The sequence below is a fragment of the Curtobacterium sp. NPDC090217 genome, assembly GCF_044746705.1.
Lineage (GTDB): Bacteria > Actinomycetota > Actinomycetes > Actinomycetales > Microbacteriaceae > Curtobacterium.
The window spans coordinates 69,572-83,639 of the sequence record NZ_JBIVCR010000001.1; the positions used below are offsets into that span (position 1 = coordinate 69,572).

Consider the following 14,068-nt stretch of genomic DNA (forward strand, 5'->3'; position numbering starts at 1 on the left):
GACTGGAGGCTCGGATCGCGTCGCGAGCACGGCCTCCAGTCCGTCAGCTGGTCACTGGGTGCCGAGCTGGCCGGCGATCGAGGACATGGTCTCCTTACCGGAGGTCTGCCCGTTCACCGCCTGGAGCGCGTACTGCGTGAACAGCTGGGACAGCTGGTCGCTCTGCTTGTTGCCGAGCAGCGGCGACGACTTCGCGAGTGCCGCCTTGAGGGCGGGCTCCGCGCCCTCGATGCCGGCGCTGGAGTACCAGGCGGCCTGTGCCGCGGTCCGACCGGGGAACGCGCGTCCCTGCTCGGCGAGCGAGGTCAGGACCTTCTCGCTGGTCATCGTCTGCACGGCCTTGAACGCCTGCTCCGGGTACTTGCACTGCTTCGAGACGCCGAAGCCGGAGCCGGCCGCGAAGGTCGACGGGCCGGACGTCCCGGCGGGGAGCGTCGTCACGCCGAGGTCGAACGTGACCTTCGCCTTCTGGCTGATGAGCGACCACGGACCGTCGGTGTACATCGCGACCTTGCCGGCGGCGAAGTCGTTGCCCGGTGTCGACGAGTCGGACGACGCCTGCGTCGCGTAGCCCTTCTTCACCAGGCTGGCCATCCAGTCCAGGCCGTCCGCGAACTTCGCGTTCGTCGCGTCGAGCTTGCCGCCTGCGGTGATCACCCGGCCGCCGTTGTAGCCGTAGATCATCGACTCCAGGTTGAGGTCGGCCACCGTCGAGCCGTACTCGGTGATGCCCTTCGCCTTGAGCGCAGCCCCGGCCGCCTCGAAGTCGTCGACGGTCCAGCCGGGCTCGGGCTCGGCCACACCAGCCTGCTTGAAGAGGTCCCGGTTGTAGAACATCATGATGGGCCCGGTGTCGTACGGCAGCCCGTAGAGCTTGCCGTCCACCTTCATGCCGTCGAGCGCGGTGCTGTCGAACGCCGACAGGTCGGTGCCGTCCTTCTTGGCGAGGTCGTCGAGCGGCAACAGCGACTCGGTGTAGTTCGCCGCGCGGAGCGACTGCATGCTCACGACGCACTGGGCGCTCCCGGCGCTCAACTGCGTGCTGAGCTTCGTGAAGTAGTTCTCGAACGGAGCGCCCTGGATCGTCAGGGTGATGCCGTCCTCGCTCTTCACGGTGTCGGCGACCTTCTGCCAGGCGGCCTTGTCCTCCTTCCCGGCGATCCACATGGACCAGGTCAGGGCGTCCTTCGACTGGCTCCCGCCGGCGCTGCTGCCGGAGGAACAGCCGCTGAGCACGAGGGCCGCGGCTGCTGCCGCCGCGAGCCCGGCGATGATGCGTCGTCGTTGCATCGGAGTCTCCACTTCGTCGTGGTGATCGGGTGAGGGGGTGTGGTCAGGCGACGCGGACCGCGTCGCGTGGGGAGTCGACGGCCCAGACCGGGCCGTCGGGGAACTCGTACGTGTCGAGGGAGTCGGCGAGCATCTCGGTGCCGGCACCGGGAGCGGTGGGGGGCCAGTAGCGGCCGTCGTGCACGTCGACCGGGGTCACGAAGTGCTCGTGGAGGTGGTCGACGTACTCGATGCAGCGGGTGTCGAGGTCGCCGGACAGCGCCACGGCGTCGAACATCGACAGGTGCTGCACGGCCTCGCAGAGCCCGACACCGCCGGCGTGCGGGCAGACCCGGACGCCGTACTTGCCTGCGAGGAGAAGGATCGCGAGGTTCTCGTTGACACCGGCCACGCGGGTCGCGTCGATCTGCAACACGCGCATCGCCTCGGCCTGGATGAGCTGCTTCGCGATGACCCGGTTCGCCATGTGCTCCCCCGTCGCGACCGGGATCGGGGCGATGCGGCGGGCGATCTCGGCGTGGGCGAGCACGTCGTCGGGGCTCGTCGGCTCCTCGACCCAGGCGATGTCGAACGGTCGGAGTCGATCGATCCACGCCACCGCCTCGTCGACGTCCCACCGCTGGTTCGCGTCGACGGCGATCCGGATGTCCGGACCGACGACGGCACGGGCGATCCCCATCCGGCGGACGTCCTCGTCGACGTCGCCACCGACCTTGAGCTTGATCTGCGTGAAGCCCTCGTCGACGGCCTCTCGGCAGAGGCGGGCGAGCTTGTCGTCGTCGTAGCCGAGCCAGCCGGGGGTGGTCGTGTACGCCGGGTAGCCCTGCGCTTCGAGCCGCGCTCGACGGCCCGCGCGGAGCGGCTCGGCCTCGCGGAGCATCGCGAGCGCCTCGGCGGGGGTGATCGCGTCGGTGAGGTAGCGGAAGTCCACCAGGTCGACGAGTTCCTCGGGCGCGAGGCCGGCGAGGTGCGCCCAGAGCGGCTCCCCTGCGCGCTTCGCCCTGAGGTCCCAGAGGGCGTTCACGACGGCGCCGATCGCCATGTGCATGACGCCCTTCTCCGGGCCGAGCCAGCGGAGCTGCGAGTCGTGCACGAGTTCGCGCCAGGTGCCGCCCATGTCCGCCAGGAGTGCTTCGGCGTCGCGACCGACGACGTGTCCGCGGAGTGCGGCGATGGCGGCTTCCTGGACCTCGTTGCCGCGGCCGATGGTGAAGACGAAGGCGGATCCCGCGAGCCCGTCGAGTGCGTCGGTCGTGATCTCGACGGTCGCGGCGGAGTAGTCGGGCGCCGGGTTCATGGCGTCGGACCCGTCGTGTTCCCGAGAGGTCGGGAACCGGATGTCGCGCACGCGCAGACCGGTGATGCGGCTCATCGTGTCTCCTGCCCGTCCGGTCACCGTCGACCGAACGAGGCAATCAAAACATCCGATGTCTACCGCGTCAAGCGTCTATTTCGTCACGTTCTGGCGTCATGTCCACCGCAACCACCCGATGACTGGGTGCGGGCCGGGTCCCACGCCCGGGCCGCGCCGAGTGGTCACGACATGCCGTCGGCGGGCCGCCGAGCGGTCACCATCCGTCGCTCCGCGGGCCGGCGGGCGACAGTTCGTGACCAGTCAGCGGAGGGGAGCGGCACGTCGTTACACCTCGGGGCAGCGAGAGACGGGCGGCGGACGGGAGGCCCGTGGCGGGCGGACACGAGCCTCCCGTCCGGCGGGCAGTCGCGACGCGACCTGCCGCAGACGCGCGCCGAGTGGTCACGACATGCCGTCGGCGTGCCGCCGAGGGTGCACGAAGTGTCGCTCCGCGGGCCGGCAGGCGACAACTCGCGACCAGTCGGCGGACGTGAGCGGCACGTCGTGACACCTCGGGCTACCAGGAAGCGCGCACACTGACTCAGGACGCGGCGAGCCGGCCCATCTCGGCGACGACGCCGCGGACGCGTGCAGCGAGCTCGTCGCGCGAGCCGACGGTGACGCGGTGCGCGGTCTCGATGACCGCGGCCATCACGAGGGTCGTGGCCGTCCGGGCGGTGTCCGCGTCGGTGCGTTCGCACGCGACCTCGTACACCGCGAGCCGCGCATCGGCCATCCACTGCAGCATCGTCGGGACCATCTCGGGGCGGGCCTGGACGAGCGCCTTCATCCGGGAGCGGTCCTCGGGGAGCTCCACCGTGGACGCGACGAGGTCGCAGAGGTCGTGGACGAGTTGCCCCTCCGAGGCGAGGAACGCCTCGCGCGCGTGGTGCGGGATCGCCGTTCCCGGCAGCCCGAGGGCGGCGTGCCCCTTCGAGGAGAAGTAGTTGAAGAAGGTCCGGGTGGAGACGCCGGCCTCGGCGCAGATCTCCTCGACGGTCACGCCGGCGAGTCCGCGGTCGGTGACGAGCGCGAGCGCGGCTTCGTGCATGGACTGCCGGGTGCGCTGCTTCTTGCGCTCCCGGAGGCCGCAGTGCTCGTCGTCGGCTGCGGTGGCGTCCGTGGCGGGCGCTTCGGTGGTGCTCACGGGGTGCTCCTGGTGCGGGTCGGGGCCTCCCGCAGTGCTGCGGGAGGCCCCGATGGTGCCTAGTTCGCCGAACGCGGACCCTGGACGGGGATCGAACCGGTGGACGGTGCCGTCGGCGAGCCCATCGTGTTCGCGGCCTCGACGGCCTGGGCCTCGAGGTCGTCGGCGGTGCCGTCGGCGTCGGCCTGCTCCTGCAGGGCCGAGCTCTTGCGGAGCGGCGGCGCCTTGAAGAACCAGCTGAGGACGAACGCCAGCAGGATCACGGCGAAACCGACCCAGTAGACGGTCACGGCCGAGGTGTTGAACCCGGTCATGAACGGCCGCGTGAGCGCCGGTGCCGCGCCGTTGAGGTAGGACGTGTCGCTCGTCTCGGAGCTGCTGCTGCTGCTCGAGGAGGACGATGCCTTGTCCATCTGCTTGACGACACCGGGGACGACCTGGTCGACCCAGTACGTGCGCTCGGCCTTGTCGGACCAGTCGACGACCAGTGCGCCGTTCTCGACCGTGGCGTGCGCCTTGTCGGCGGCAGCGGCGAGCGCCTGGCTCTCCGCCTGGGGCAGTGCGGCGGCGACCTGCTGGTCGATGACGCCCTGCGCCGCGGCGGCCGGGACTGCGCCTGCTGCGACCTGCTGCTGGACGGCAGCGGTCACCTGCTGCGTGACGGCCTGGTCGGCGGCCTGCTTCGCGGCGCTCGTCGCGTCGGTCAACCCGGAGGAGACCTGCTGCTTGATCGGGGTGACGATCGGGTTCCAGATCTGGTCCATGACGCCCTGGTTGGCCTTCGCCGACGCGACGGTCGGGTTGAGCGCGGCGTCGAGCGCACCGGTCAGGTTCTGCTTGTCGGCCGTGGCGTGCACGATGTTCGTCGGCATGATCGAGAACAGGACGCTCAGGAGCACCGCGGTGCCGAGCGTTCCGCCGATCTGGCGGAAGAACGTCGCCGAGCTCGTCGCCACACCCATGTCACGTGGCTGGACCGAGTTCTGCGAGGCGAGCGTGATGCTCTGCATGAGCTGACCGAGGCCGAGCCCGATGAGGAACATGCCGATCATCAGGAACCAGAGCGGCTTGTCGATCGTCATGAACGTCAGGACGACGTAGCCGATCGAGACCAGCGCGGTCCCGATGACCGGGAACTGGCGGTACTTGCCCGTGCGGGCGACGATCTGCCCGGAGGCGATCGACGCGATCATCAGGCCGCCGATCATCGGCAGCGTGGCGAAGCCCGACTCGGTCGGGGTCAGCCCGGTCACGATCTGCAGGTACAGCGGGATGGTCAGCATGGCGCCGAACATCGCGAAGCCCACGAGGAAGCCGAGGATGGTCGCCATCGAGAACACGCCGGAGCGGAAGAGCTTCAGCGGGATGATCGCGTCGTCCTTCATGAGCGTCTCGATCACCAGGAACGCGACGAGGCCCACGGCACCGGTCACGTAGCAAGCGATCGCGCCGGCCGAGCCCCAGCCCCAGGTGCGGCCCTGTTCGGCGACGAGGAGCAGCGGGACCAGGGTCACGATGACCGAGGTGGCGCCCCACCAGTCGATGCGCGGCTTCGCCTTGGCGTCACCGAACTTCGGGAGGTGCAGGAACGCGATGACCATGAGCAGCGCGCCGACGCCGATCGGGACGTTGATGAGGAACACCCAGCGCCATCCGGTGACACCGAGGATGCTCGACGCACCGGCGAAGAGCCCACCGATGAGCGGGCCGATGACCGAGGAGATGCCGAAGACGGCGAGGAAGTAGCCCTGGTACTTGGCACGTTCACGCGGGGCGAGGATGTCGCCCATGATCGCCAGCGGCAGCGACATCAGCGCACCGGCACCGATGCCCTGGAAGGCACGGAAGGCGGCGAGCATGATCATCGACGTCGACATGGTCGAGAGCAGCGATCCGAGGATGAAGACCGCGATGCCGAAGATGTAGAGCGGGCGACGACCGAAGACGTCGGAGAGCTTGCCGTAGATCGGCGTGGTGATCGTGCTCGCGATGAGGTACGCGGTCGTCACCCAGGCCTGCTGGTCGAGTCCGTGCAGGTCGTCGCCGATGGTGCGGATCGCCGTGCCGACGATCGTCTGGTCGAGCGAGGACAGGAACATCCCGGCCATGAGGCCGTAGATGACGAGGAGGATCTGGCGGTGCGACATGATCGGCTTGCCCGGCGTGCTCGCCGGTGCTGATGATCGCCCGCGCTGCACCTCGACGGGTGCGGTGGCAGTTGACATGGCGGTCCTTCTGGAGTGCTGATGGCGGATCGGTGCGCGTCGGTGCGTGGTGGTCGCGAGGGACGCCGGGGCTTGCGCGGCGGGTCAACCTTGCAGACGCTGCAACTTTACACCACGGGCACGTTTGCCGCCAATGCAAACTTTCCCATTGCGCACGTTTGGTGAACACACCCTCAGGTAGCGTCGACGCATGGGGCGAACGACATGGAGCGATGTACCGGCGACGCTGCGGGGGCAGGTCGAGGGACTGCTCGGGAGTCGGGTGGTCACGGCCGGATCGCAGGCCGGTGGGTACTCCCCCGGCGGAGCCGACCGGGTGGTGACCGACTCCGGTCGACGGGCGTTCGTCAAGACGCTGTCGCGCCGGACGAACCCGGACGGGTACGGCTTCCACGAGCGTGAGGCAACGGTGATGGCGCACATCCCGCCGAGCGTGCAGGCGCCCCGCCTGCTCGGCACGCTGCGCGCCTCCGTGCACGACGACGACTGGATCGCCCTGGTGCTGGACGACGTCGACGGTGCGCACCCCGGCAGCGCGGACGTCACCGCCGTGCTCGACGCGCTCGACACCCTGCCCGTCGCGGCCGACCCGCTCGCCGACCTGCCACGTGCAGCACCGGACCTCGCCGAGGAGTTCGCCGCGTGGGACCGGATGCTGGCGACCGGGCTCGACGCCACCACGGCGGCGGGCGATCCCGTGGTCCCACCCGACGTCGCCGCCCACGCCGCCCGCTTCGCCGAGGTCGCGCGCGCCGGTGCCGCGGCGGTCGACGGCGAGCACCTCGTCCACCTCGACTGCCGTGCGGACAACCTGCTCGTCGACGCGGACGGCGTCGTGTGGGTGGTCGACTGGCCGTGGGCGGGGATCGGTGCGCACTGGCTCGACCCGCTCACCTACCTGCTCGACACCCTGGTGCGGGGCGACGACGTCGACGTCGAACACCACCTGTCTACGCACCGGGTGTTCGGCGGCGCGACACCGGAGGCGGTCGACGCGGTCCTCGCCGGACTCGCCGGGATGTTCTTCGAGAAGGCCGGCCGTCCCGCACCGCCGAACATGCCGACGATCCGCGCGTTCCAGCGGGCAGAGGGCATCGCTGCCGCACGGTGGCTCCTCCATCGGGGGCACTGACCGGAATCCGCACCCCCCTGCCCGGTTGTGCCACAATCGCGGAGCCGGTGACGAGGCCGGCTGCTCGAGGGGGTACCGGTGTTCTGGTCGCGCAGCATCCGCCGACGTCCGGCCGCCGCGACCGTCCTCGCCTTGCTCGCCCTGGTCGCCACGGTGGTCTCCGTGCTCGCGCCGCTCCTCCTGCGTGCCGTCGAGCAGGCGAACCTCGATGCCACGATCCGCGACGCCGGCCTCGGCGGGACGTCCATCGCAGCATCGGCGGAGATCCCGGACCACCAGCTGAACGAGGCCGAGGGGGCCGTCGTCGCCACCACCGCCTCGGCGTCCGATGCCCGCCGGTGGCTGCCGGGCGTCGTCGTGGCCGAGTCCTCGGCGTCGGCGTCCTACGTGGTCCCCGACCAGCGCCCCCAGCAGACCAGGAGCGTGCAGCTCGCCGGGCTCGCGACCGACTGCCGGAAGGCCGGGCTCAGCGACGGCCACTGCCCGTCCGGTGCCGACGAGGTGCTCGCGGCCGCCGGGTCCGACGTCGCCACCGGAACACGACTCCGCGTCACCGTGCAGTCCGTCCCCGAGCAGGTCCTGACGCTCCGGGTGGTGGGCACGTACGACCCGGACAGCCGCGTGGGGCGCATCGCAGCGGGTGCCGGCAAGCTGTTCGGCAGCGGGGGCGACGGCGATCCGGACCTCGTGATGTCCCTCGGCGGCTTCGAGGAGCTCGCGCTCGAGGGCAACGTCTGGTCCGTGACGACGCTGGCCCCCGGACTCCGCCTCGACGAGGTGCCGGCCGTCGTCGAGGACGTCCGTGCGACGAACGACGCGACGCTCACCACCACCGGCGCAGACTCGGCCGTCTCGGTCCAGCAGCGGATCGACGTGCTCGTCGACCGGGTGGCCGACGGCAACGACGCCGCGACGGTGATCGTGGCGGTCGCTGCACTGCAGGCGATCGTCCTCGCGTGGTTCGCCCAGGGTGTGGCGGCAGGACGCATCGGTCAGGCACGCGCCGCGGAGTGGGGACTCACACGACTCCGAGGCCTCCCGGCCCGGCGACGACTGGTCACCGTGCTCGCGGAGCCGGTCATCGCGACCGTCGTCGGTGCCGCGGTCGGCTCGGTGGTCGGGTTCGCACTCGCGGCGGCCTGCGTGCCGCTCCTGCTCGGCGCCGACGCGCCCGCTGTCGAACCGTTCCGTGCACCGGTGCTCGCCGCCCTCGCAGCATCGCTCCTCGGCTCGTTGGTCGCACTCGTCGTCGCGAGTGCTCGTGCCGCACGTGTGCCGCTGGTCGACCTCCTGCGCCGGGTCACCGAGCCGCGCACGCTCTCGCGGACGGGAGCGGTCGTGCAGGCAGTCGCCGTGATCGCGGCCGTCGTGGGCATCGCGGCGGTCGTGACCCAGCCCCGCATCTCCGGGCCGGGCGTCGCGCTCCTCGCCCCGACGCTCGTGGCCGTGCTCCTCGCCGTGGTCGCCCTGCGGGTCGGTGTCGCCGTCGTGCGCCGACGTGCGGTCCAACCGGCAGGGTCGCTCACCGAGCTGCTCGTCGTCCGCCGCATCGCGAGGACCCCGTCCGTGCTGACGACCGCCGTCGTCGTCGTGATGGGCGTCGCACTCGCGGTGTCCTCGAGCCAGACCGCGGTCCTGGCCGTCCGGCTGGCCGACGACCGCGCCGCGGCCGTCCTCGGGGCCGCGGCCGTCCTCGACGTCGAGGTCGGAGCGGGACGGTCGTTCGTCGGGAGTGTCCGCGACGCGGATCCCGACGGTCGGTCGGCGATGGCCGTGGAGACCACGACGAGCGGCAGCGGCGTCGGGCGGCTCGTCGCGCTCGACTCGACGCGGCTGGCTGCGGTCAGTGCGTGGGACCCGGCGTGGGGCGGCCGCGACGTCGCCGCGCTGGAGCGGTCACTCCGACCCTCCGGTCACAGCCCGCTCCGGATCACCGGCGAGCGGCTCTCGATCACCCTCGCGGACGTCGGGGCTCCGGACGGGACCGCCGCACAGACGCTCCAGACCGCGGACCAGGACGACGTCGACCTCGTCGCGGTCGTCCAGGCGGCGGACGGGTGGCACCACGTCGACCTCGGCGGTGTGCGGGCCGGGACCCTGACCAGCGCTGCCGGGGCGGTGCCGTGCAGCGCCGGGTGCCGCCTGGTGTGGCTCGGGCTCGAGACCCACGACTCCGAGTCGACGCCGTACGGTCTCGGTGCCACCGTCACCGCCATCGACGTCGACGGCCGTGCGGTGTCGTCGTCCTGGCTCGACCCGGACCGCTGGCGGGACCGCATCGGTGAGAACAGCCTCCCGAGCGGCGGCCCGAGCGCGACGATCGGTGCGCACGCGGACGGCCTCGGTGTCTCGTGGCTCGACCCGACCGGGCAGGGGTCGCCGAGCATCGCACCGTGGGACTCCCCCGAACCGCTCCCGGCGGTCGTCGGGAAGGGGACGGCGCTCCAACCGTTCGCGGGCGTGCGGGACGGCGCGCTCGGGATCGGGTTGAACGGCGAGTCCCTCGTCCTCCGCGTGGTCGGCAGGGCACCGGCGCTCCCCCGCGTGCTCGGCGACGGCGCACTCGTCGACCTGTCCACGGCCGGACGGGTCACCGATCCGCGCGGCGGGGGTTCCACCCACGAGGTCTGGGTCGCCCCGGGAGCGACGGCACGCGTCACCGCTGCACTGCGGACACACGGCATCACCGTGACCGGACACCGGACCCTGGCCGACGCCGAGCGTCGCGCCGAGCGGGCAGCGCCGGTGCTCGGAGCGCTCGTGGGCCTCCCGGTGGCCGGCGCAGCACTCGCGCTGACGCTCGTCGTCGTCGCCGGGGTCGGCGTGATCGGCGCCAGGACGCGACGAGAGGACGCCCGCGTGCTGCGCACCGCCGGCTTCGGTCGACGCGCGCTCCGGCGCTCGCTGCTGCTCGAGACCTTCCTCCCCGCGGCGGCCGCGACCGTCGTCGGAGCGATCGCGGGGACCGCGGCCACGCTGCTCACCGCCGCACGCCTACCGCTCCGGGCACAGGCACTCCCGCCGATGGGCGTCCCCGTGGGCCCGGTCACCGTGCTCGTCGTCACGGTGTCCGTCCTGGTCGTCGCGTTCGCCGTCTCGGTGCTCGTCGCCAGGAGCGGAGCCCGGCCGACGAGGGACGGGGGTGCGCGATGACCACGCCAGCGTTCCGCGCTGCCGGACTCGTGCACGTCTACCGCGAGGCCGAGGTCGACGTCGCCGCGCTCCGGGGCATCGACCTCACCGTCCCATCCGGCCAGCGGGTGGCGCTCCTCGGCCCCTCCGGCTCGGGCAAGTCGACGCTGCTCTCCATCGCGGCCGGGCTGATGCGCCCGAGTGCCGGGACCGTCACCGTCGGCGACCAGGACCTGGGGACCGCCGGCCGACGCGACCTCGAGCGTCTCCGACGCGACGTCCTCGGCCTGATGCTCCAGGGCACGGACGTCAACCTGATCGGCCACGAGTCGGCACACGCCAACGTGGCGTGGTCGGTGCGCGGCATCGCCGGACGGGACACGAGCCTCGGCGGCCGGGTGCTCGCCGCCGGCGGGGTGCCCGACGACGACCGCCCCGTCGCCGAGCTGTCGGTCTCGCACCGGCAGACCGCGGCGCTCGCCGTCGCACTCGCTCCCCGGCCCCGGCTGCTCCTCGCCGACGAACCGACCAGTCGGCTCGACGGTCGCGCACGAGACGTCCTGCTCGACCTGCTCGTCGAGGAGACCGCTCGCGAGGACATCGCCGTGCTGCTCGTCACACACGACGAGCGGGTCGCGCGCCGGATGGAGCGGATGGTGCACCTCCGCGACGGCCGGGTCGGCGAGGAGGACTCCGGGTCCGGCCGTCGGGCGGTGGTCGCGGCCGACGGGTCCGTCCCCATCCCCCAGCACCTGCGGGCGGACTGGCCGACCGGGTCCCTGGTCACCGTGGAGCCGGACGGTGCCGGCGGCCTGCGGGTGCGCCACGCGCACGACGGCGACCAGCCCGCCGTCGACGTGCCCGGCGACCGGCCCGCCGACCGGCCCGACGACGGGCCCGCCAACCGACCCGCCAACCGGCCCGCCGACCGGCCCGACGACGGGAGGGCTCCGTGACCGTGCTCCACTTCGACCGGTTCGTCGTCCGGCTCGACGACCACGAGGTCCTCGCCGTCGACGGCGAGTTCGCAGCAGGCTCGGTCCTGGTCCTGACCGGCGAGGACGGCGCCGAGGTGTCCGCAGCGCTCGCAGCGGTCCTGGACGCCGTCACCTCCGCGGCCGGGCAGGACCGGCTCCTCGACGTGCCGGCGTACGTCGCGGTCGACGGAACCGTCCGGGTGACCGATGCGTCCGACCCGCTGGCCGCCGCGATGACCAGGGACCACGGCCTCCTCGGTGCGTTGACCGCGACCGAGAACGTCGCACTCGGGGTGCTCGCCCACGCACGGGAGCGCTCCCGTCCCGCGCCGGTCGACGCCGTGGCGGCCGCCCTCGACGCCGTCGGAGTTCCGGATGCGGTCAGGCACAACCTCGCCGAACAGCTCTCCGGCGGACAGCAGCAGCGCGTCGCCCTGGCGCGGGCGCTCGTGGCCGATGCGGCGGTCACGGCACTCGACGACCCTGCGAGCGAGCTCGACCCGGCATCCGTGGTCGTCGTCGACCGGGCGATCGCCGACGCGGCGGCCCGCGGTGGGGTCGTGCTCGTCGGCCGCTCGGACGACCAGCCGATGCCGCCGACGGCCGTGCGCATCCAGGTCGGGGAACGGCGACGGGGCCGGCAGCACGGTCGGCACCGATCGGGGTACCTCGAGGACCCAGGAGACACGTCGGGCACGCGCGTACCGTCGCACCGATGAACGACGAGAACGGAAGCAATCGTCCGGAGGACGACGCCGCACGCCTGGGACTCGTCGTCGTCGGCGAGGCAGCAGCCCTGCACTCCGGTGACGAAGCCGCCTTGGACGCAAGCGAGGACAACATCCGGGAGACCGTGGACGACCTGGTCGACGAGCCGCTGACCCAACGGCAAGAGGAGGTCGTCCAGCGCCTCGCATCCGCGGGCGGCACCATCGCCGCCGGCCTCAGCGGTGCACTCGCCGCACAGACCGACCGCTCGGTGGACGACGTCCTCGCGGGTGCCGCCCGCGCGGTCGTCTGGCAGCAGCGCATGACCGCGGACCAGGACCGCCGCGTGGAGCGCGACGGCACCGACGAAGCGGCCGCACGCGTCGAGCAGGACGACCAGACCGAACGCGACGCCCACGCCGAGTACGACCGGGACGAGCACGGGGACCGTGGCGGCCGTGTGGACGCCGACCGGAGCGACTCCGACGACCATCGGCAGGACGGCCGTCACCGCGACGACCGCTGACCCACCGCACCGCGGCGGCCCGCGCCGCGGCGGCCCGCGCCGGGCACCGCAAGGCGGCCCGCGCCGGGCACCGCAAGGCGGCCCGCGCCGCGCCGGAGCACGCCGGAGCACGCCGCGCAACACGGGGTCACGAACCAGCAGTCGTCGCGAGCCCTTCCGTAGCGTTGCGCCCATGCCGAAGCGACTCCTGCTCAACGTGTTCGAGATGAACTGCGTCGGACACATCACGCACGGCCTCTGGCGCATCCCGGGCAACAACCGGCATCGCTACAACGACATCCGGTACTGGACCGAGCTCGCACGCACCGCAGAGGCCGGCCAGTTCGACGCGATCTTCATCGCGGACGTCCTCGGTGCCTACGACGTGTACGGCGGCTCCGCTGCGCCGGCGCTCCGCGAGGGCCTGCAGATCCCGAACAACGACCCGATGCTCGTCGTCCCCGCGATGGCCGCCGTCACGGACCACATCGGCTTCGGCATCACGTTCTCCACGAGCTACGAGCCGCCGTTCGCCTTCGCCCGGCGGATGTCGACCCTCGACCACCTGACGAACGGCCGCGTCGGCTGGAACGTCGTGACGAGCTACCTGCCGAACGCCGCCCGGAACTTCGGGCTCGCCACAGAGATCCCGCACGACACCCGGTACGAGATCGCCGACGAGTACCTCGAGGTCCTCTACCAGCTGTGGGAGGGCTCGTGGGAGGACGGCGCCGTCGTCCGTGACGCGGCGAACGGCGTCTACACGGACCCGGACAAGGTGCACCCGATCGACCATGTCGGCGAGCACTTCAGCGTCGCCGGACCGCACCTGTCCGAGCCGTCGCTGCAGCGCACCCCGACGCTGTTCCTGGCGACGGGCTCCCCCGCCGGCATCGCCCGCGCCGGCAAGCACGCCGAGGTCGTCTTCACCGGCGGCCACGGCGTGCAGCGGACCGCCGACGCCGTCCGCGACGCCGCACAGGGCGCCGGTCGCGACCGCGGGGACGTCAAGTTCGTCACGCAGGCAGCGGTCATCACGGCGCCGACCCAGCGCGAGGTCGAGGACAAGGTCGCCCAGTACAAGGCCTTCGCCAGCGAGGAGGGCCCGCTCATCCACGGCAGCGTCCCCTTCGACGCCCTGTCGCACCCGCGGAACCGGACGGTCCGCGACGCCCTCGAGGCCGAGGGCGTCGACGGCGGCGAACGACTCGTCGGCCGGGTCGCGCTCGACGCCACGGTCGGCGAGCTCATCGACCGCGTGAACGAGGCGTGGAACGGTGCCTTCTGGGCGGCCGGCGTGCCGGAGGCGGTCACCGAGCAGATCGAGGGGTGGCTCGACGACGACGGCATCGACGGGATCAACCTGCGCCAGTACCACTCGTTCGACACGGTGCGCGACTTCGGCACGTACGTCACGCCGCTGCTGCGCGAGCGCGGTCGCCTCCCCGAGCGCTACGCGGACGGCGAGACGCTGCGCGAGCGCGTGACGGGAGGCCCGGCTCGGCTCCCCGCATCGCACCCGGCCGCCACGTACCGGCACACCACCGTCCCCGCCTGAGCAGACCGGCGCGCGCTAGGACCCATCACCCGCGCGATGG

General features: G+C 72.2%; 10 protein-coding genes. 6 read left to right on the forward strand and 4 right to left on the reverse strand.

Going from position 1 to position 14,068, the window contains the following annotated elements; all coding sequences use genetic code 11:
- Positions 1–51 precede the first annotated feature (51 nt).
- The 4 genes from ACIPJ2_RS00335 to ACIPJ2_RS00350 form a co-directional block, all read right to left on the reverse strand.
- The gene (locus ACIPJ2_RS00335; protein WP_402727094.1) at positions 52–1,290 is read right to left on the reverse strand and encodes an ABC transporter substrate-binding protein; all 1,239 of its coding nucleotides are present in this window, start codon (positions 1,288–1,290) and stop codon (positions 52–54) included.
- Between the two features lie 43 nt (positions 1,291–1,333).
- Complete coding sequence (locus ACIPJ2_RS00340) at positions 1,334–2,662, reverse strand: enolase C-terminal domain-like protein (RefSeq protein ID WP_402727095.1); 1,329 nt, start codon at positions 2,660–2,662, stop codon at positions 1,334–1,336.
- Positions 2,663–3,185: 523 nt separating this feature from the next.
- Entirely contained in the window at positions 3,186–3,791 is a 606-nt protein-coding gene (locus ACIPJ2_RS00345) for a TetR/AcrR family transcriptional regulator (protein WP_402727096.1), read from the reverse strand.
- A gap of 59 nt (positions 3,792–3,850) precedes the next feature.
- Positions 3,851–6,016 (reverse strand): MDR family MFS transporter, encoded by a 2,166-nt coding sequence (locus ACIPJ2_RS00350; protein ID WP_402727097.1) that lies wholly within the window; start codon positions 6,014–6,016, stop codon positions 3,851–3,853.
- A gap of 190 nt (positions 6,017–6,206) precedes the next feature.
- Between ACIPJ2_RS00350 and ACIPJ2_RS00355 the strand changes: the two genes are divergently transcribed.
- The 6 genes from ACIPJ2_RS00355 to ACIPJ2_RS00380 all read left to right on the forward strand — a co-directional run bounded on the left by ACIPJ2_RS00355 (position 6,207) and on the right by ACIPJ2_RS00380 (position 14,028).
- Positions 6,207–7,148, forward strand: a complete 942-nt coding sequence (locus ACIPJ2_RS00355) for a phosphotransferase (RefSeq protein WP_402727098.1) — start codon at positions 6,207–6,209, stop codon at positions 7,146–7,148.
- A 78-nt stretch (positions 7,149–7,226) separates the two neighbouring features.
- Entirely contained in the window at positions 7,227–10,301 is a 3,075-nt protein-coding gene (locus tag ACIPJ2_RS00360) for an FtsX-like permease family protein (RefSeq protein ID WP_402727099.1), read from the forward strand.
- Positions 10,298–11,236 carry an ABC transporter ATP-binding protein gene (locus ACIPJ2_RS00365; protein WP_402727100.1) on the forward strand — a complete coding sequence of 313 codons (939 nt, stop codon included), beginning with the start codon at positions 10,298–10,300 and terminating at the stop codon, positions 11,234–11,236. Before ACIPJ2_RS00360 ends, ACIPJ2_RS00365 begins: the two co-directional genes overlap by 4 nt.
- Positions 11,233–11,976 (forward strand): ATP-binding cassette domain-containing protein, encoded by a 744-nt coding sequence (locus tag ACIPJ2_RS00370; protein ID WP_402727101.1) that lies wholly within the window; start codon positions 11,233–11,235, stop codon positions 11,974–11,976. Before ACIPJ2_RS00365 ends, ACIPJ2_RS00370 begins: the two co-directional genes overlap by 4 nt.
- Entirely contained in the window at positions 11,973–12,491 is a 519-nt protein-coding gene (locus ACIPJ2_RS00375) for a hypothetical protein (protein ID WP_281265810.1), read from the forward strand. The genes ACIPJ2_RS00370 and ACIPJ2_RS00375 overlap by 4 nt, the downstream gene beginning before the upstream one ends.
- A gap of 172 nt (positions 12,492–12,663) precedes the next feature.
- Positions 12,664–14,028 (forward strand): NtaA/DmoA family FMN-dependent monooxygenase, encoded by a 1,365-nt coding sequence (locus tag ACIPJ2_RS00380; RefSeq protein ID WP_402727102.1) that lies wholly within the window; start codon positions 12,664–12,666, stop codon positions 14,026–14,028.
- The last annotated feature ends 40 nt before the right edge of the window (positions 14,029–14,068 follow it).

Excerpts from the sequence above, each read along its gene's own strand:
- ACIPJ2_RS00335 (WP_402727094.1), bottom strand. The coding sequence starts at position 1,290 with ATGCAACGACGACGCATCATCGCCGGGCTCGCGGCGGCAGCAGCCGCG.
- ACIPJ2_RS00340 (WP_402727095.1), bottom strand. The coding sequence starts at position 2,662 with ATGAGCCGCATCACCGGTCTGCGCGTGCGCGACATCCGGTTCCCGACC.
- ACIPJ2_RS00350 (WP_402727097.1), bottom strand. The coding sequence starts at position 6,016 with ATGTCAACTGCCACCGCACCCGTCGAGGTGCAGCGCGGGCGATCATCA.
- ACIPJ2_RS00355 (WP_402727098.1), top strand. The coding sequence starts at position 6,207 with ATGGGGCGAACGACATGGAGCGATGTACCGGCGACGCTGCGGGGGCAG.
- ACIPJ2_RS00365 (WP_402727100.1), top strand. The coding sequence starts at position 10,298 with ATGACCACGCCAGCGTTCCGCGCTGCCGGACTCGTGCACGTCTACCGC.
- ACIPJ2_RS00375 (WP_281265810.1), top strand. The coding sequence starts at position 11,973 with ATGAACGACGAGAACGGAAGCAATCGTCCGGAGGACGACGCCGCACGC.
- ACIPJ2_RS00380 (WP_402727102.1), top strand. The coding sequence starts at position 12,664 with ATGCCGAAGCGACTCCTGCTCAACGTGTTCGAGATGAACTGCGTCGGA.